At 35.1% G+C, this 19,325-nt stretch carries 15 protein-coding genes; 10 read left to right on the forward strand and 5 right to left on the reverse strand.

Annotated elements, in window-relative coordinates:
- Positions 1-135: 135 nt before the first annotated feature.
- Positions 136-984 (reverse strand): hypothetical protein, encoded by an 849-nt coding sequence (locus N2Z58_04500; GenBank protein ID MCX7653921.1) that lies wholly within the window; start codon positions 982-984, stop codon positions 136-138.
- Positions 985-1,134: 150 nt separating this feature from the next.
- Here N2Z58_04500 and N2Z58_04505 point away from each other — a divergent pair, with 150 nt between their 5' ends.
- The 5 genes from N2Z58_04505 (at position 1,135) to N2Z58_04525 (ending at position 6,044) form a co-directional block, all read left to right on the forward strand.
- Positions 1,135-1,968 carry an HAD-IIA family hydrolase gene (locus N2Z58_04505; protein MCX7653922.1) on the forward strand — a complete coding sequence of 278 codons (834 nt, stop codon included), beginning with the start codon at positions 1,135-1,137 and terminating at the stop codon, positions 1,966-1,968.
- Positions 1,969-1,977: 9 nt separating this feature from the next.
- Positions 1,978-2,601 carry a sigma-70 family RNA polymerase sigma factor gene (locus N2Z58_04510; GenBank protein ID MCX7653923.1) on the forward strand — a complete coding sequence of 208 codons (624 nt, stop codon included), beginning with the start codon at positions 1,978-1,980 and terminating at the stop codon, positions 2,599-2,601.
- 18 nt (positions 2,602-2,619) lie between these two features.
- Positions 2,620-3,078: an HAD-IIIA family hydrolase gene (locus N2Z58_04515; GenBank protein MCX7653924.1), complete on the forward strand. Its 459-nt coding sequence runs from the start codon at positions 2,620-2,622 to the stop codon at positions 3,076-3,078.
- 13 nt (positions 3,079-3,091) lie between these two features.
- The gene (locus N2Z58_04520; protein MCX7653925.1) at positions 3,092-4,561 is read left to right on the forward strand and encodes a carboxypeptidase M32; all 1,470 of its coding nucleotides are present in this window, start codon (positions 3,092-3,094) and stop codon (positions 4,559-4,561) included.
- 142 nt (positions 4,562-4,703) lie between these two features.
- Positions 4,704-6,044: an FAD-dependent oxidoreductase gene (locus tag N2Z58_04525; GenBank protein ID MCX7653926.1), complete on the forward strand. Its 1,341-nt coding sequence runs from the start codon at positions 4,704-4,706 to the stop codon at positions 6,042-6,044.
- On the opposite strand, the gene aglB is transcribed toward N2Z58_04525, so the two are convergent.
- The gene (aglB, locus tag N2Z58_04530; protein ID MCX7653927.1) at positions 6,041-7,477 is read right to left on the reverse strand and encodes a cyclomaltodextrinase; all 1,437 of its coding nucleotides are present in this window, start codon (positions 7,475-7,477) and stop codon (positions 6,041-6,043) included. The genes N2Z58_04525 and aglB overlap by 4 nt on opposite strands.
- Before the next feature lie 375 nt (positions 7,478-7,852).
- Between aglB and N2Z58_04535 the strand changes: the two genes are divergently transcribed.
- The 3 genes from N2Z58_04535 (at position 7,853) to ppcA (ending at position 13,133) form a co-directional block, all read left to right on the forward strand.
- Complete coding sequence (locus N2Z58_04535; protein MCX7653928.1) at positions 7,853-9,559, forward strand: methyl-accepting chemotaxis protein; 1,707 nt, start codon at positions 7,853-7,855, stop codon at positions 9,557-9,559.
- Between the two features lie 129 nt (positions 9,560-9,688).
- Positions 9,689-11,380 (forward strand): HD-GYP domain-containing protein, encoded by a 1,692-nt coding sequence (locus N2Z58_04540; GenBank protein MCX7653929.1) that lies wholly within the window; start codon positions 9,689-9,691, stop codon positions 11,378-11,380.
- Positions 11,381-11,669: 289 nt separating this feature from the next.
- Entirely contained in the window at positions 11,670-13,133 is a 1,464-nt protein-coding gene (gene ppcA / locus N2Z58_04545) for a phosphoenolpyruvate carboxylase (protein MCX7653930.1), read from the forward strand.
- Between the two features lie 57 nt (positions 13,134-13,190).
- On the opposite strand, the gene N2Z58_04550 is transcribed toward ppcA, so the two are convergent.
- The gene (locus tag N2Z58_04550; GenBank protein ID MCX7653931.1) at positions 13,191-14,597 is read right to left on the reverse strand and encodes a S41 family peptidase; all 1,407 of its coding nucleotides are present in this window, start codon (positions 14,595-14,597) and stop codon (positions 13,191-13,193) included.
- Between the two features lie 114 nt (positions 14,598-14,711).
- On the opposite strand from N2Z58_04550, the gene N2Z58_04555 reads away from it, so the two are divergent.
- Complete coding sequence (locus tag N2Z58_04555) at positions 14,712-16,289, forward strand: FGGY-family carbohydrate kinase (GenBank protein MCX7653932.1); 1,578 nt, start codon at positions 14,712-14,714, stop codon at positions 16,287-16,289.
- 134 nt (positions 16,290-16,423) lie between these two features.
- Positions 16,424-17,743: a S8 family peptidase gene (locus tag N2Z58_04560; GenBank protein ID MCX7653933.1), complete on the forward strand. Its 1,320-nt coding sequence runs from the start codon at positions 16,424-16,426 to the stop codon at positions 17,741-17,743.
- A gap of 59 nt (positions 17,744-17,802) precedes the next feature.
- On the opposite strand, the gene N2Z58_04565 is transcribed toward N2Z58_04560, so the two are convergent.
- Together N2Z58_04565 and N2Z58_04570 are read right to left on the reverse strand one after the other, a co-directional pair.
- Positions 17,803-17,997, reverse strand: a complete 195-nt coding sequence (locus N2Z58_04565) for a DUF3783 domain-containing protein (GenBank protein ID MCX7653934.1) — start codon at positions 17,995-17,997, stop codon at positions 17,803-17,805.
- A 19-nt stretch (positions 17,998-18,016) separates the two neighbouring features.
- Positions 18,017-19,216, reverse strand: a complete 1,200-nt coding sequence (locus tag N2Z58_04570; GenBank protein MCX7653935.1) for an MFS transporter — start codon at positions 19,214-19,216, stop codon at positions 18,017-18,019.
- Positions 19,217-19,325: the final 109 nt, after the last annotated feature.

The following is a 19,325-nucleotide window of genomic DNA, read 5'->3' on the forward strand; positions in this document are numbered from 1 at the left end:
TAAAAGTAAAAATTTCACAAGCACAAAAGTGCTCGATTTTTGAAAATATTCAACGAATTTGTCCCTTCTTTAAGTTTTTCTCAAAAAACCGTAAAGTCAATTCATTATCCTATATTCGTGTTAAAAAGAACAAACTCAGAACTTTGTGGAAAAACTCAGGTAATAATCGGTAGTTATGAATGGTATATTTATAACTTGTCCGTTTTCTCCAGAATACTGCATAGCAGTGTAGACATTGTAAATGTAATCTGTGAAAGTGAAACCTTGAATTAGTCTTAATGGACTATCTTTACCGTAGACGAGGGTTCTATAACCAACCTCCAAGCCTGAGTAGTTATCGTAATACCAAGTGAGTCCGGCTCTGACAGATGCGTAAAGTGTTTTTTCCCTTAACTCGCTTATAAATGTTTCCCATTCTTCTTGACTGATATTTTGACTCGTCCAAACATTTAACGCTATGCCTGATTCAACCGTTCCGAATATCTCAACGTTTCTTCCAAGGAGAACTCCAATACTCAAGAATCCACGCGCTATGGTAGATCCAGCATATTCTGAAAAATTATAGTTACCAACTAAAATGCTTAATAGTTCTCCATAAGGTTTAAAGAGAGTCGAACCAAAGACAAGGTTATTATGCAGATAGCTCCTGTTGAAAAGAATATAAACCTGAGCAGATTCATTATAAGGCTCACCCGCATATGCTTTTGAGATAAAAAATGGATCAAATAAGTATGTTTCTGAGTTTAATACGAATGTCGGCGATAAGTAATTCCTAAACCTTACGTTAAACAATCCAAGCAAATCAAATAACGGTTGTGTAGATACCTCCGTATTTCCAAAAGAAAAACCAATAGCTGCAAATTCGACAAATAACCCTTCTTTGTGTTGCGGAACGATACTAAGCACTGTTTGCGAATCTGCGGAAAATAAAACAACTGCGAATAATAGTAGAGCAAGTGTCATAACCACAAAAGCTTTTGTCATCTTTTCTCCTCCTTTTGAGTGAGTTGAGCACAATCGATTTTACACGAATTTTGTTATGGTATAATAATTATAGTTTTAATTCAGTTGCATAAATATGTACATATAATTAGACCATAGAACGATAACATTGTTCAAAAGGTGGTGTGAACATTGGAAAAGCTGTATAAAGATGTCTTAGAACTGAAACAAGGTGCAATTGAAAGAATAAAGAGATGCTCACTTTTTATACTTGATATTGACGGTACATTTTATTTGAGTGGAAAGCCTTTCGAAGGTTCAAAAAAATTTGTTGATACTATGAATCAGCTTGGCAGAAAATTTATCTTTCTGACAAACAATTCAAACAGGACAATTGATAGTTACGTTGAAGAATTTAAGAATATTGGTTTTGACCTAAAAAAAGAGCAATTTATCACAGCAGGTGTAGCAACCGCTGAGTACTTACTTGAAGAATTTGGACCAAGTAAAGTTTACCTCGTAGGCACGGATGATATGAAGAAAGAATTTGAACGCGTTGGGCATAGTGTTGTTGAAACTGATCCCTCAATAGTAGTAGTAACATTTGACAAGACTTTGACGTACGAAAAGATAAAGAAGGCTACAAAGTTCGTTTCAGAAGGTGCACTTTTTGTTGTAACAAACCCAGATCTGAACTGTCCATCTGATGAAGGTCCCCTTCCTGATGCTGGAGCAATAGCATCTGTAATTAGAAAAGCTTCTGGAGTTTATCCAAACATAACATTTGGCAAACCTGAACCGAAGTTGTTAGAAATGATAATGAGACATTACAACATAACACCAAATGAAACTTGCATGGTGGGTGACCGGCTTTATACGGATATATTAGCTGGCATACAAGCAGGCACTTGGACCATACTTGTCTTGACAGGGGAAGCTACAAAAGAACAGGCGGAAAAAAGTCCAATCAAGCCACATTTAATAGTACCAGACATAGGTTTTATAGCTGATATTATAACAAGTTGAGGTATGTAAATGATAAAGTACTCTTTGAGAAGTAAACCTGTCGAAAAATTAGTCGAGCTTGCGCAAAGTGGTTTAAGTGAAGCCGTTGATCTAATAATTGAAAAATACTATCCTATGGTTGTGAGAATAGCCTCACAATTTTATGCACCTTGGGCAGAATTTGATGACATTGTACAAAATGGTTTAATTGGGCTGATAAAAGCCATATTCTATTATGAAGAAGGTAAAAGCTCATTTACTACATTTGCTTGGAGAAGTATAGAATCAGAGATAAAAACATTCATCACGTACCAAAACAGAAAGAAAAACAAAATGCTTTCCGAATCAACAAGCATGGATTCGGTATTCGACGATGTAGAAGACGAGCAAATAGACTACTTTGTAGAAGATACCGCCACCAATACCAACGTCGTGAGACAAACTATACTAAGTATGATACACGAAGAAATCCTTTCAATTTTAAATGAAGAAGAAACACAAATTTTTGAATTGTGGCTTGATGGATACAGCTACAAAGAAATCGAAGAACGTGTTGGTGTGAACTTTAAAAAAGTTGATAACACAGTACAGAAAGTGAAAAAATTAGTACGAAGTAAATTGAGCGTTTCAATAATGCCGTTCCTAGAAGGTTGAAGTTTCGGAGGGATTAAATTGAATCCAGACCAAAAAGTCGATAGTTTAAAAGACATAGATTTCGATAAACTTATAGATCTTGGAAAAGACGTCTTTTTATTCGACTTTGACAACACGATTAACACTTGGAGATCTGAAATGATACCTGAGCACGTTAAAGAAATCTTTAGATATTTAAAGAGTAAAGGCGCGATCGTCGTGATCGTATCAAACGGCAAGCGTAGGATTATAAACGAAGATGTATTTGTAATTTGGCGTGCGATGAAACCATTTCCGTTCAAAGTCCTAAAAAAATTGTCCAAAGTAATAAAATCAAGAAAGAATGTTGTTGTAATTGGTGACCAAATCTTTACCGACGTTTTATTTGGAAAACTAATAGGTGCTTACACAATAAAAGTCAAACCTATTGACACAGACAAAGAGTTTGTTTTAACCAAACTTCTAAGATTTTTGGAAAAACTTTTCAAACTACATTAAAGGGGGGCTATTAGTGAAAGAACTTATAAACTATTACAAGAAGGCAGCAAGATTTTCAAGTGCTTTATCTTTACTTTATTGGGACATGCAGACATACATGCCCAAAGATGCAGGTTTATACCGTGCAGCTGTGATTTCTGAAGTGAGCACTTACACCTTTAAATTATTAACAGACGATACGCTTGGTAAAATGTTAGAAGAAGCACAACCAACTAACGAAATTGAAGAAGCGATTATAAGAGTGGGTAGAAAGGATTATGATACAAACAAAAAAATTCCACCTGAATTGTACGAAGAATTATCGAAGCTTACAGCAATATCGGAACAAGAATGGCAAAAAGCAAAATCTAATGGAGATTTTTCGAAAGTCGAATCTTATCTTGAAAAAATAGTGGAACTAAACAAAAAAATAGCAGAACTCATAGGATACAAAGAAGAACCATACAACGCTTTTTTAGATCTATTCGAACCAGGAATGACTGCAAAAGAACTTGAAAAAATTTTCGAACCACTTAAAAAATTCACATTCGAGGTCCTAGAAAAAATAGAAAATTCAGATAACAAAAAATACGATCTTAACATTAAAGTTGACATAAAAAGGCAAAAAGATTTTAATGAGTGGCTAATAGATTATCTAAAATATGATAGAACTAAAGGTCGTCTTGACGTATCAACCCATCCTTTCACAAATCCAGTAGGAATCAACGATGTGAGAATAACAACAAGATACATCGAAGAAAGTGTAAAAGATTCTATATTTTCCACTTTGCACGAATTCGGACACGCATTATATGCACTCTCAATTCCCGAAGAATTTCATGGGTTACCAATTGGCTCGAGCGCATCTTATGGGTTTGACGAGAGTCAATCACGCTTTTGGGAGAACACACTTGGAAGAAGTCTTGCCTTTTGGAAAGGAATATACAAAGAATTTATTGAGAAATTTCCTGAATTCAACGGTTATAGTGTAGAAGACCTTTGGCGAATCGTAAATCAAGTTGAACGCTCTTACATACGCACAGAAGCAGATGAAATAACTTATAACCTCCACATAATAATCAGATTCGAAATAGAGCGAGGTTTGATAAATGGTGAAATAAAGGTAAGTAACATACCAGAAATATGGAATGATAAATTCGAAAAATACGTCGGTTTGAAAGTACCAAACAATACATTGGGCTGCATGCAAGATCCTCACTGGTACGGTGGTTCATTTGGATATTTCCCAACCTACTCGCTTGGGAATTTATATGCAGCTCAAATTTATGAAAAACTAAAACAGGATGTTAACTTCGAAGATCTTGTCGAAAACGGTGATTTTGAACCTGTAAAAGTATGGCTAAGAGAAAAAATATACTCCAAAGGCAGAATCTATGAGCCAAAAGAATTAATGAAAATAGTTACAGGATGTGAACCAACACCCGAACCATTTATGAATTATATCAGAGAAAAATATTCAAAAGTTTACAATATAAACTTCTAATCCAAAAAGTCAAAGCCCCATACAGATGGGGCTTATTATTTGATCCTTGACAAATTTGGTTAGACTAAGTATAATATAAACAGAAATATAAGTGAATTTCTTATCAATATTCCATTGTAGAACTGGAAAGGAGCTGGTAAAAATGAAAGTTGTTGTTATAGGATGTACACATGCAGGAACAGCCTTTGTAACGACTGCAAAGAAGTTGTATAAAGATGATGTTGATATAGTAGTTTTTGAAAGAAATGATACCATTTCGTTTCTCTCATGTGGTATTGCACTACATGTTGGCGGGGTTGTAAAAGATCCTATGAAGCTTTTTTACTCTTCTCCAGAATCTTTATCGAGTATCGGTGCTAGGACTAAGATGAGACATGAAGTTGTTGACATAAACGTTGATCAAAAGTTTATTATAGCAAAAAACCTTGAAACTGGAGAAGTGATAAAAGAAAATTTCGATAAGATGCTCATAAGTTCCGGTTCTTGGCCCATTATTCCAAACGTAGAAGGTGTGGAGCTGGAGGGTATAAAGTTATCCAAAAACTTCTATCATGCAAAAGATATCGTTAATTCTTCAAAACATGCAAAGAAAGTTACAATTGTTGGTGCAGGGTACATAGGTGTCGAACTTGCAGAAGCTTTTAAGCATACTGGAAAAGATGTAACTTTGATAGATATATCCGACAGAATACTCTCAAAATATCTTGATGTTGAATTCACGGATATACTTGAGCGAGAGTTAACAGAAAACGGTGTAAAGTTGGTGCTTAATGAAAAAGTGGTAGCATTTGAGGGCAAAGATGGTAGAGTTAAACGTGTTATTACCGAAAAAAATTCATATGATACAGACTTGGTGATACTTGCCGTAGGATTTAAACCAAATACTGATTTGTTCAAAGGTAAGGTAGAGATGTTGCCAAACGGTGCGATATTAGTTGACAAATATTTGCATACATCGGAAGCAAATATTTTTGCCGCAGGTGACAGTGCAGCTGTTTGGTTCAATCCGTTAGCATCGTACGAATACATACCACTTGCAACGAACGCGGTGAGAATGGGAACAATAGCTGCATACAATCTTTTCGAGAACAACATTCCATACAAAGGAACACAAGGCACGTCCGGTGTAAAGGTTTTTTCCTACAACGTAGCAACAACCGGACTAACAGAAACCTGGGCAAAAGAAAAGGGAATTCCAGCCAAAAGTGTATTCTCAATTGAAAATAACAAACCAGAATTCATGCCCGAATACGAAGCCGTCTTAGTAAAAATAGTCTTTAGAACCGATAATGGTCAAATTATTGGTGGTCAAGTCATGTCAAAAGCCGATGTTACAGAAAGTGCAAATACACTATCAATAGCAATACAAAACCAAATGACAATAACAGACCTTGCATTTTCCGATTTCTTCTTCCAACCATATTTTAATAAACCATGGAACTTTTTAAACACCGTAGCGTTAAAAGGATTACAAGAAACTTAAAAGATACGTTTGTATTGATCGTAACCTTTGACTGTCTCGTTATGTATTCTTAGAACCCTAAACCCTTTTTCGGGAATAGAGAATCTTAATATTCCACTTGTAACTTTGAAACGTTCGTTTGTAAACAAGTCTATGAAGATTGTTCTGTCAAGAATCCGTCCATCGCTAATTGAAACAGCGATGGATTTTTCTTTACCTTTATTAACTGCAACTATGATATCGTCTAAAACGTAAGGTGTTTTCCTGAGGAAAACTAATGGATCTTCTCTAACTAACTCAAACTTTCCAATTTTCAACCCAGTACTGCTTTTGCGAAGATTTATCAGTTTTTTATAAAAACTCATTAGTTCGACATCCCAGCTGTTCTCGTTCCAGATCATTGGCCTTCTGCAATCTGGATCGTTTCCACCTTCCATACCTATTTCTGTACCGTAATATACAACGGGCACACCGGGAAAAGTAAACTGTAACAGTATTGCCAATTTTCTTAACTTCTTATCTGGAATGACGCTTGCAAGCCTTTGTGTATCATGACTATCCAACATATTCCAACATCCATAAATACTCTTGGTCTTACAATACATCTTTTCTAAGACTTTACCTATGTTATCCAATTCTCCATTAATGTAACTCAAGACACTCTCACGAAAATGGTAATTCATAATACCATCAATCATATCCCACCTATCGGGATATGTCCACAATTCACTGACAATGTACTTGTCTATAGAAAAGTTCTTAACTACTGAAGCAAAAACAGCATTGTTGACCGGTCCAAGATCTTGCCCACAGTCTAATCTCCACCCATCGACACCTAATCCAAGGTAAAATTCTATGACAGCTCGAATGTGCTTTTGAACAGAATTTTCCTCTAGACGAAGTTCTGGTAAACTCTTGAACCCCCACCAACCTCTGTGTCCATCTTCATAAATAGAGAACCTACTTATATAATCCTTGTTGCCTGCTTTTGCTTTTTTAAACCAAGTGTGCTTATCACTAACGTGATTAAAAACACCATCAAGTATAAGTCTAATGTTAGCTTTCTTGAAAACTTCTATCATTTTCTTGAAAGCACTTAAACCACCAAGCTGTTCGTCCACTTTGAAATAGTCTATAGTATCATACTTGTGATTCGAAGGAGAAGAAAAAATTGGTGTTAAGTATACAACATTAATTCCAAGTTCTTTTAAATAGTCAACTTTTTCTGCAATCCCCCATAAATTGCCCCCGTAAAACACATTACTTTGTTTGTCTTCGTAAACTGTCTGAGAATCATTCCAGTTTCTTAGAATACCCTTTTTGTATAATCTTGCATTCTGAAATACATCTTTTCCTTTCCCTATGAAAAACCTGTCTGGAAAGATTTCATAAATCACACTTTCGTAAACCCAATATGGCGTTGGATATGTAACCTTTGAGAATTCTCTCCTCATAATAATCCTCCTCAATTCCAAGTTTAACATAATTTTGCATAAAGTCACTACATTTCGTAAGATGAGTGATTGTTGATTAAGTTCATAAATGCCTAAAATAGTACTTTTTCAAAGTTTTAGAAAATTACTTTCAGACTGTCAAAAAAATTTCTGATATTTCATGGTCAAATTTTTCAAAGAATTACTTATATAAGCAAAAATTTAGTAGTTGGGAACAATCTGAATTTATGCATACAAAACCTTGCTAACGAAAAATCCATTCACTGTTAAAAATCGTTAATAAATTTTTCCATAAATTTGATTTAAATCTTATCGTTAATAACTAAATTACGTGGTAATTAAATTTGCAATATTTTAAACTAGGAGGTGTTTTTTGTGAAGTCAGGCAGCAGCATATTCAGTAAATTCTTCCTGATTTCGGTCTTAAGTGTTGTCTTGATATCTGTAGGTCTGATTATCTTTGTCAAAAGTCAGGTGAGTCAAATAATAAAAGAAAAGAAATTTGAAACTGTCAAACATCTTACCGATGTAGCTTACAATGAACTTGAAGCAATTTACGAGATGGAAAAATCAGGAGCTATAAAATCCGAAGAAGTGGTTGAATTAGTGAGAAAAACTATTGGAAGGTGGCGGTATGAAGGTGATAATTATATCTTTATCTGGGATAAAGATTACAAAAACGTAGTATTGAACAAACCAGAAATGTGGGGAAAATACGGTGGCGACATCGTTGATAAAAGAGGTACAGCCGTTGTGAAAACGTTGGTAGATGAGGCAAAACGCAAAGGAAATACTATCTTGGAGTATTACTGGGAAAATCCAAATACAAAAAAAGTTGAGGTTAAACTCAGTTATGCCCGTTGGTTCGAACCATACGGTTGGATGGTCGGTACGGGATTGTACATTACAGATGTCCAAAAGTCTGTGAATCGAATAGTCCAGATAATAATTTTACTTTCGGTTGTAATAGTAATTGGTATCACCATTTTTGTTTTTGTATTGATAAAGAAAAACCAAAAAGAGGTATCGGAAGCTATCAAAGATATTGAAAAAATTTTTACAGGTGATTTCACTATCTCGTTGACAGTCAAGCGAAACGATGAGTTTGGAAAAATAAACAATGCTATAAACGAAATGGTAAGAAAATTGAGAGATTTATTGAATTTGGTTGCTAACTCTTCTTCTCTTGTTGAAAGAGCTTCCTCTGATTTAGCAGCAATGTCTGAAGAGCTTCAAGCGGTAGCTCAAAATGTTAATTTAACATTTGAAAAGCTTGTTGTTGACTCACAAAACATCAGCGCTTCTTTACAGGAAGTAACTTCAAGTGTTGAAGAAGTCGCCGCGTCATCCCAAACCGTTTCTCGTTCATCCCAAGAACTATCATCAAAATCAGAAGAAATAGTTAAATCAGTAACAAGAGGTGTAAACGCAGTAGAAGGTGTAGCAAAACAAGTGGATAGCAGTTATCAAGAAATAGAACAAACAGCTAAGATTGTTCAAGAATTATCTGAAAATGCAAACAACATAGGTGAGATAGTCGACACTATTAATAGTATAGCCGAGCAAACAAATCTTCTTGCACTAAATGCTGCTATAGAGGCTGCAAGGGCTGGGGAAGCCGGTAGAGGATTTGCCGTTGTTGCCGATGAAATCAGAAAACTTGCGGAAGAAAGTAAAAACGCAACACAGAAAATAAATCAAATTCTTGGAAAGATAAGAGATCAGGCATTGAACGTAAATCAAAGAACAGAAAAAACAGTCGAATCCATCGCTCAATCCTCGAAACTTGCCAAACAAGTTAAAAATGAATTGAAGATTATAGAAGAGCAAATCAAAAAAATTACCTCAATGATAGAATCTGTAGCAGCTGCAGCACAAGAACAAAGTGCAGCTTCTGAAGAAATATCAAGTGCAGTTGAATCCTCTGCACGTACTTTGACAGCACAGTCTTCGGAGATGGAAAAGACAAAGTATTCCATATCTGAACTCGAAATTTCATCAACACAAGTGGCAAAAGAAAGTCAAAAATTACAAGAGGTTGTTGAAGAACTTATCAGGATGGTAAGAATGTTTAAAGTGTAAAAGATACATAAAACAAGTATTTTGTATTCTCTTTCAAACTGAAGGTTTGGACCAAAACCTTTAATCTTTTTAAACAATCGTTTTTGTGATAAAATATAACATGGAACATTCTACCGAGGAGAATGAGAAATGGAACGGAAATTAAAAAAGCAAAGAAAAACGAAAATTTCCTTGCGAATGTATGTTGTTAAGCACTACCTGAAAAGACAACTATTGTTTGTACTTATTTTTATCTTAATTTTTGTTTCATTCTCTACTTATTTTGTAAATTCAATCAAAAAAAGTGTGCTTAGAAGCTTGCCCACTAGGGTCTTAAACACGTTTTCTATAATAAACCAAAAAGCTCAATTACTTACAAAAGCTCATGAAGACGACTTTCTTTACGCACTTTACAGAATTGAAAACGCATTTTACACAAACCAAGATGTTACTTCTATCCTCGACTCTGTTCATAGGGATCGTTTTGGTAATGAATTTTTAAGGCTTGACTACTACTTGATAGACAAAAACGGAATTATATACAAAACAAGTTACTTACCGGAATTAAACTCAAACTTAGGTGAACTCAAAGATTTTTGGAATGGATTAAAAGAAAATCTAAAAGAAAAAGGCCACTACTTCCAAATATACGCAACAGAACCATCAACTGGTCTGAGAAGAATATATGTTTACAAATATACGCAAAATGAAGATATTCTCAGAGTGGGTGCTCTTATCAATCCAAGTATATATGAAGAGGATCTTGCTGCGCTAAATAGATTGTCTATATTTCTCGAGCAGGTGAGTATACTTTTCAACGATAAGCCTATTTCAACTGTTTTCGACGCCCCACCAAAAAATAGAGTGAGTGGTTATCAAAAGTTATATAAAAGTGAACATTGGTTTGAGGAAAAAGTTTACGATGAGGTAATTGAAATATACGTTAGAACAAACTTTTACAAACTATTCATCATAGTCGAAATGGCAGTGGTACTTTCGATTGTGTTGTTTGTATCTACATTAATGTATTTGAGATCACTTACGAATAGTATTAGTAACGAGGTTGAGAAGATAGAGAATGCAATAAGCGAATACGGTAATACAGGTATTTTTAGCGGTGAATTTTCGTCTTCAATAATTGAAATAGAAGACACACTAAAAACTTTTTCAAACCTTTCTGAAGTTATCAATGCTAATATCGAAGAAATAACAGCTGCAAATGAAGAACTTGAAGCAAGTTATCAAGAGATCCAGATGCTTCACAAAGAAATCCAAGAGGCATTTTTTGATTTTTCCATGAAGCTAGCATACGTAGTAGAAGGTTTTGAAGAGGGGACCGGAAAACATCTAACAAGAGTGAGATTTATCGTAGAAAAGATAGCTGAAAAAATTGTAGAAGACGCAAAGCTTAGAGAAGAAATAGTTTCTTACTCTATACTTCACGACATTGGAAAGATCTTTATACCCAAAGAAATACTGAACAAGCCCGGTGCTTTATCACCAGCTGAGTGGGAAGAGATGAAAAAACATACGATTTACGCACAAAAGATACTTAGTCATCCAAGATTCCAAACAGCTTTGAATATCGCAGTGTATCATCATGAAAATTACGATGGTACCGGTTATCCTTATGGTTTGAAAGGAGAAGAAATACCAATCGAAGCAAGAATTGTAAAGATCGCTGATGTTTACGACGCTTTAACCTCTGAAAGGCCCTATAAACGAGCTTTTTCAAAGCAAGAAGCTCTCAGAATAATATTTGAAGGTGACGGAAGGGTAAATCCTCAACATTTTGACCCAAACGTTTTGGAAGTATTCAAAACTATCGTGGACCAATTATAAGTCAAATACTTATCACACATAGAGATAACAGCCTTCGAAAAAGTTTTAAATGTGGTCTAAAAGGACCACATTTTTTTGTTTTTCGATTCAAACTTTGGGGGTTGAACCACTAAAAATCGTAATTTTGACATTAAGCGAGAAAAAATGCATATTAACTCCAACCCTTAATCTAATTCTTGATAATGTTATTTAAAGATTGATTTTTCTTGAGAAAGCGTGTATAATTGTACTTAGAGTAAGCTATGACTAAAATTGTTTATTACTTTAAAAAGCCAAAGGGGGGATGATTTTGGAAAGAAAAATACCAAGATGCATGAGTACCCAGCATCCTGACAATGTGAACACACCATTTTTCGCTGAAAATCCGGAGCTTGCCGGGGAAGATGAGATTACGGAGGCTTACTATGCCTTTTCTCATCTTGGTTGTGATGAACAGATGTGGGACTGTGAAGGTAAGGAAGTTGACGATTACGTGGTGAAAAAACTCTTGACAAGATACGAATATTTTTTTTCGGAGAAGGTTGTGGGTAGAGACATCTTTATAACTTTACGCGTACCAAACCCAAGCGTTGAGAAAGATGAAGCAAAAATACTGCTTGAAACTTTGGAAAGTATACCAAGATCTTATGATACAGCAAAGCTTTTCTACGGTCAGGATATAGCACCTATCTTTGAAGTGATATTGCCAATGACAACATCTCACAAATGCCTAAGTAGGATTTACTGGTATTATCATGATTTTGTTGTAGGTAAAGAGCATATGAAATTCAGAAACGAAGAAACAACAATTTCTGAGTGGATAGGCGAATTCAAACCGGCTTACATAAACGTAATTCCGCTGTTTGAAGATTACGAACACATTCTGAATGCTGATGAAATACTGAAAGAGTACATAAAGGACAAAAATGTGCCTTATTTAAGAGTTTTCTTTGCACGTTCGGACCCTGCTATGAACTATGGCTTCATAACCGCTGTTTTGCTTAATAAAATTGCTCTTCAAAGAATGTACAAACTTTCTGAAGAAATAGGCATAGAGATTTATCCAATTATTGGTGTTGGTTCTGCACCATTTAGAGGTAACTTAAAACCTTCTACTGTTGAACGTGTTCTTAAAGAGTATCCAAGTGTGCAAACATTTACTATTCAGTCAGCCTTCAAATACGACAACAGTCCTGACGAGGTAAGGGAAGCTATTAAGAAATTGAGGACACGTCCAAGAGGGCTACCACAGCAAGTAGACGAAAATATGGCAATTGAGATAATGACCAAATACATACAGGAATACAAAAGACAATTAAAAGAACTGTTTGGAATAATTAACGAGGTCGCAAAACATGTTCCAAGAAGAAGACGAAGAAAATTGCACACGGGATTATTTGGATACTCTAGAGAGGTAGATGGAATAAAATTACCACGAGTGATAAGTTTTACAGCAGCTCTTTATTCAATTGGTTTTCCACCTGAATTACTTGGATTGAATGCTTTAAATAAGGAAGAATTGAGGTTCTTGAAGACAATTTACGTAAACTTTGAGGAGGATATAATGGATTCACTGAGATACTGTGATATTGAAAGTAAATATATACCTAAGGAATTGAAAGAGTTCATAATGCAAAATTTCCAAGGATACGAGCAAGATCTTGAACATGTAAGTATTTCAAAGGCAATCTTAAAGCAGATAGAAGAAAGAACTGAAACCGGTCTACAAGAAAAAATTTTAAGAGCAGCACATCTTAGAAAATTCTTAGGATAGTTTTTTTACAGCTGAATTTGAAAAAATAAAAGTGGTCATCAACTGACCACTTTTTTGCTATCTTTTTTGCACTATTTCTATTACCCTTTTTAACACTATATCTTCTAATCCAAATAATTGATTTAATCTATCTTGTGTTGAAATATTAAGTTCAATGTCTGCTGTGATTGGATTCTCACCATCTTCATCTGAAAACTTCGCTGTCGGATAGGAAAGTGAAGTTCTTATATTGTCAAAGTACTGATAAACCACATCAGTTGTATGATTTATCAATCCTATCGTCTTTTCACCAATTGTTCGCCCTGGATAAAGTTTCTTAAAAATATACACAAAATCTAACGCTGCATGGGATGTGTATTTGTCAAAGAGTACCCATATTTGTGCAGATGAATACGGTTCTCTTGGTTTAAATTCGTAGGAATATTTTGTTGTTAGTACCTCTCCAGTTGATTTTTTGTATTCAATACCATATTTTTCGAGAGTTCTTAAAATGTAAGCCGTATTAATCAGAGATACGTTTCTAAGGACAGCTATTTTTTTATCTATGAAATGTTCAAATACTTCTTTAAACACAGTAAAGTCCCTTACAGACGAACCACGAACATCTATTATTATTTTCTTAACATCTTTGTTGTACACAAAAAGATTATCAAGGAATTCCCTAAATTTGTTATACACAGTACCCGACAATGAAAATGTCCGTATTTTCAGTACTCCAATATCACCTTCCCTTTCAAAGTGATATGGAGCTTCAGAAGGTAACGCTTGATACTTTGAACTTAGAACAGGGTAACTAAATAAAGTTACAGTCTTTATCTTTTCTGTACGCGTTTTTCCATCTATAATATATTTCACATCGTAGTCTTCTTGATTGTAAAAGATCCATACAAACCTTCTTTTTTTCCAAAGTAATTCAGGAGCAAGTTGAATTAGTTGACCAAGCTGTTGTTCCGAGATTTCATAGGTTTCACCTGATGTAAATCTTAATAATTCATCGATAAGATCATCAACAGTAATATTATTTATGCTAAGTACCTGTGCTCCACAAGGAATTTTCTCAGTAGCCGTTGACGTAACTATAACTTTCTTGTCTAAAACCCTAACAGAAAAAGGAAGAACACTGTATACAGGTTCATTCGGAACGAACAAACGCAAATTTTGATCTTTTAAAACATTCAGAGCTGGCTGAATCAGTGCAAATGCTTCTATTGGTAGAAATTTCATCTTTTTCGTTGATTGTATGGTTTCTAAAGCGCTTTGAAATTCCTTTAACTTCTCAGTTGAAAATTTTGATGGATACATCTCATTTACTACCTTTACTAAATAATTCGAAATCGTTTGCAGTTCTTGTTTTGAAACAAGCCTCTCTTGATACTTGTAAAACTCTATAATCCAAGACAGTAGAAAAGTCACAACAATACCACTTAAGACAAAAAGTACGAATAATCTAACACCAATCTTCAAAACGCATCCCCCCGAGATATTAGTATTTAAAAGTATTATATCATCACTCCGAAACCTTTAAAAGTTTAGGATACGCAAGACAAATGTTGTGATAAAATAGTATCTAAAGGAAATTTGATAAATGAATTAAAAGGAGGAAGGCGACTGAGTATATTAGCTATAGATTGTGGAACACAAAGTCTACGTGCAATTATATTTTCACAAAAGGGTGAAATTTTAGCATTTCAAAGATTCGAATTTGAACCCTACTATTCATTGCAAATTGGCTGGGCAGAACAGTCACCGGATGTATTTTGGAACGCTCTTTGTCGGGCAACAAATATGTTATCGCACAAATATCCGGAAATTTTCAAAACAATTGAAGCTCTAAGTTTGACAACTCAACGAGCAACAATTGTTGTTGTGGATAAGGAAGGTAAACCATTAAGAGATGCTTTCATTTGGCTTGATGAAAGAGAAGCCAAAGGTAAACCCAATCTGACTTTTCTCGAACACATAGCATTTTCACTAACTGGAATGAAACAAGCGGCGTACATGGCATGGCGAAGAAGTAAGGCTAATTACTTAAAACAAAATGAGTTAGAACTATGGAAGAAAGTGCATAAGTACCTGTTACTATCGGGTTATCTTACATACAAACTTGTAGGTGACTTTGTTGACTCAAAAGCTTCTCAAGTAGGTTATATACCGTTTGACTACAGGAAGAGAGAATGGATAAGCAATTCAAAACACTTCAAATGGCGACTTTTCGGGGTCGAAAGGGAGAAACTTCCAAATCTTGTTGAGCCAACTAATATCTTAGGATACATTACCAAACAAGCGTCTGAACAAACAGGACTGAAACAAGGATTGCCAGTCATTGCAGCTGGAGCTGACAAACAATGTGAAACACTTGCGGTTGGGTGCATATCACCGGAGATTGCAAGCATAAGCCTTGGCACGACGGCTACGATACAAACAACTGTTGACCAATACATAGAACCCATACCGTTTATGCCATCTTATCCGTCTGTATTACCAGGAAGATATAACCCAGAAATAGGTGTGTTTAGGGGATATTGGTTAATTTCTTGGTTTAAGAAAGAAATTGCGCATGCTGAAACGAAAGAAGCTCAAAAACTAGGGCTTACTGTGGAAGCGTTACTGAATCAAAGATTGAAAAGCATACCTATTGGAAGTGAAGGGCTGATGTTACAACCAACATGGACGGCGGGACTCGATAAGCCATTTTCGAGAGGTGCGATTATCGGATTTTCCGACAAACACACCAGGATCCACATTTATAGAGCTATTATAGAAGGTATAAATTATGCGCTTTTTGAGGGTTTGGAAAACATTCAAAGAAAGACAAAAGTAAGAGTGAAGAAGATAGGTCTTTCAGGTGGAGGATCAAACAGCGACGAGATAGCTCAAATAACAGCAGATATGTTTGGGATCCCAACATACAAAGTTCAAACAAACGAGACATCTGCACTCGGCGCAGCTATCGCTGGATTTGTAGGATTGGGTTGCTATAGCTCTTTTGAAGAAGCCATCACAAATATGGTCCACACTACCAAGACATTCTATCCCAATTATGAAAATCACCACATTTATAAAGAATACTACGACAAAATATACAAAAGAATCTGGAATTCTCTCGGACATTTGTATCAGAAAATAGATTCAATAATGAAAAAGGTTAACGAATAAGAAGCTTTCAAAATGGTTTTGCCATAGTACACAAATATAAATGTTACATAAATTTATCTTAATCCTATTGATATGTAACCTTTGTTTTTTATAAAATACACTCATCAATCTTTTTTGCAAGGAGGGAAAAGGGGATGAAAAGGCTTTCAACGTTTATTTTACTGAGTGTTGCCACGTTATTTGTACTGTACAGTTGTACAAATTCCTTTGAACCCAAGATGTTTGAGCCAAAAGAAAGATTCGAAGTTTTTGACAAGATTGGAACTTCTGGAACCGAAGGAGATTATGTACCCGGAGAATATGTCGTGCAACTTGAAACTTCAGAAAACAACATCAAAGCATTAATGAGTATACCTGATGTTCAAGTCGTAAGAACGCACAGTTTTTCCGATATTCAGATAGTGACTGTTAAAACAGAAAAACCAGAACTTCTTTATGGTTTACCCGGAGTCAAATCCGTTGACAAAAATTACATTTACAAAGCTTTAGCAACACCAAACGATACATACTATAGATATCAATGGCACTATGTGAACATTAAATTGCCACAAGCTTGGGATATAATGAAAGCTGCAAACGTAGTCGTCGCTGTTATAGATACAGGTGTTAGCTTTACACACCCAGATTTACAAGGAATTTTTGTAACTGGTAGAGATTTTGTAGATGGTGACAACAATCCTACCGATCCTGCCCTAGATGCAAGTCATGGTACACACTGTATAGGGACCATCGCAGCACTTACAAACAACAGCCTTGGAGTAGCTGGTGTGAATTGGGGTGGTTACGGTATAAAAATTATGCCAATAAGAGTGTTGGGCGCTGATGGATCTGGTACGCTTGATAATGTTGCAGCTGGTATCAGGTGGGCAGCAGACAACGGCGCAAAAATAATCAGCATGAGTCTTGGCGGAAGTGGTGCGCAGGTACTTATGGATGCAGTAAAATATGCATACTCAAAGAATATTACAATGGTTTGTGCAGCTGGAAACGAAAACAGATCTTCTTTATCTTATCCGGCAGCATACGTTGAAACAATAGCAGTTGGTGCGACAAGGTACGATAACAAACGTGCTCCATATTCAAACTATAATTATACGACATATTATGATCCATATCGAAAAATGAACGTTACTCATTATCTTGATATAGTAGCACCAGGTGGCGATACAAGTGTTGACCAAAATGGCGATGGCTATGCCGATGGCGTATTAAGTACTACGTGGACACCTACAAATAAGGATACTTACATGTTCATGCAAGGCACTTCAATGGCAACTCCACACGTAGCAGCTGTCGCTGCTATGTTATATGCAAGAGGTTACACTACACCCGAATCAATCAGATCAAGATTAATCCAGACTGCTTATAAAATACCCGGCTACACCTATTCATCTGGTTGGAACAAATATGTTGGTTATGGATTAATAGATGCATACAAGGCTCTTGCATACTGATTAAAATCCAAAAACGAACCAAAGCGGGTTAAATACCCGCTTTGGTTCTTTATTTGTCGTCATTCTTTTAGCTTTTTGAATTCTTCGTGTTCTTTGTTGAGTTCCATTAATAATGTCTCTACAGTCCATTTAAGGCTGGTGGGTGTGGTAGTTGCAAATATTATCTCTTCATTAAATGCCTCTTTGAGTAGTTTCATAACTCTCAGGATGTCTTGTTCTTCAAAGTTATGCAATAAAACTACCTTTTTCTCCATGATCTCCTCCTTTATAAAATTAATTTGACTCCGGCACAATTTCTTTACTTTTAACAAAGTTACTACTGAATTTGAAAGAAAATACTAAATAACCTATAGCTAAAAAAGTACCTATGACTATTCCCAAATAATTCGGACCAAAAAATTGTATAACGATTGCACCAAACAAAGGACTGAATATTCTGGTTAAACTATCAACTGAGTTAAATATTCCAAGTGTTCCACCCAATCGATCTTTAGAAACTACCTTTGTGGAAAGAGAGGTTAATGAAACACCAACTAAAGCAGAAGAAATTGAAAGTGGTGTTAAAATAATCAATAAAGTTGGTATATTTCTTGAGAAAGAGTAAATACTTAATAATACTGTAGATATAGGAAATAAAAATTTTACTAATTTGTATTCAGTAAACTTTTTACTGATTTTTCCAACCAAAAAACCTTGCACAGTCACGATTATAATACCTAAATAAGTCAAGATAAAGCTTGTTTGAGAAATAGCAAGGTTAAATCTTCGCATTGAAAAAAGCGCAAAGGAAGATTCAAACATCGTAAAACCCAAGGAATAAAAAAACTTTGTTAAAAGCAAATTTAAAACAGTTTTTTGTGAAAATGTTTTTTTCAGTTCTTCAAATGTATATGACACTTGTTTTGGGTTAAGTGATGGTTTTGAATCTGGAAGCAAGAAGATTATGTTCATAAGATTTACAAAAGATAATCCAGCTGCAAAAAACGCTGGTACAGATAATCCCCATCTGCTTAAAAACCCACCTAAGGCAGGACCGAGTATAAATCCTAAGCCAAAGGCTGCACCAATTATCCCAAGACCTTTGGAGCGTGATTTTTCGTCCGTAAAATCACTTATATAAGATTGAGCAACTGTTATATTTCCACCAGTTAAACCATCGACAAGCCGCGAAGTAAATATTAAAACTAAAGACTTCGCAAATCCTAAAAGCAAAAGTGAGAAAAAGGTTCCTCCCACACTTAAAATAAGTGCTATCTTTCTGCCAAATTTATCGGATAATCTACCAATCAAAGGTGCAGCAAAAACTTGACCAAGTGGATAAACCATCGACAAAAGACCTATTATAAAATCACTTGCGTGAAATTGTTTCGCGTAATATGGCAATAGAGGTATTACAAGCCCAAAGCCGATCATATCGGCAAGAACAATGAAAAAAAGTATAGTTAAGGTTCTGCTACGAACTAAACTTTTCATCTAAATCCCTTCCTACTTTAAGTTTTATGAACAAATAATTAGTTTAACCTAATTATACATAAAAATTACACAAAGTCAATTTTTGAATTGATAACAATTTTTTGGTATA

Source organism: Fervidobacterium sp., assembly GCA_026419195.1.
In the GTDB taxonomy this organism is placed as follows: Bacteria; Thermotogota; Thermotogae; order Thermotogales; family Fervidobacteriaceae; genus Fervidobacterium.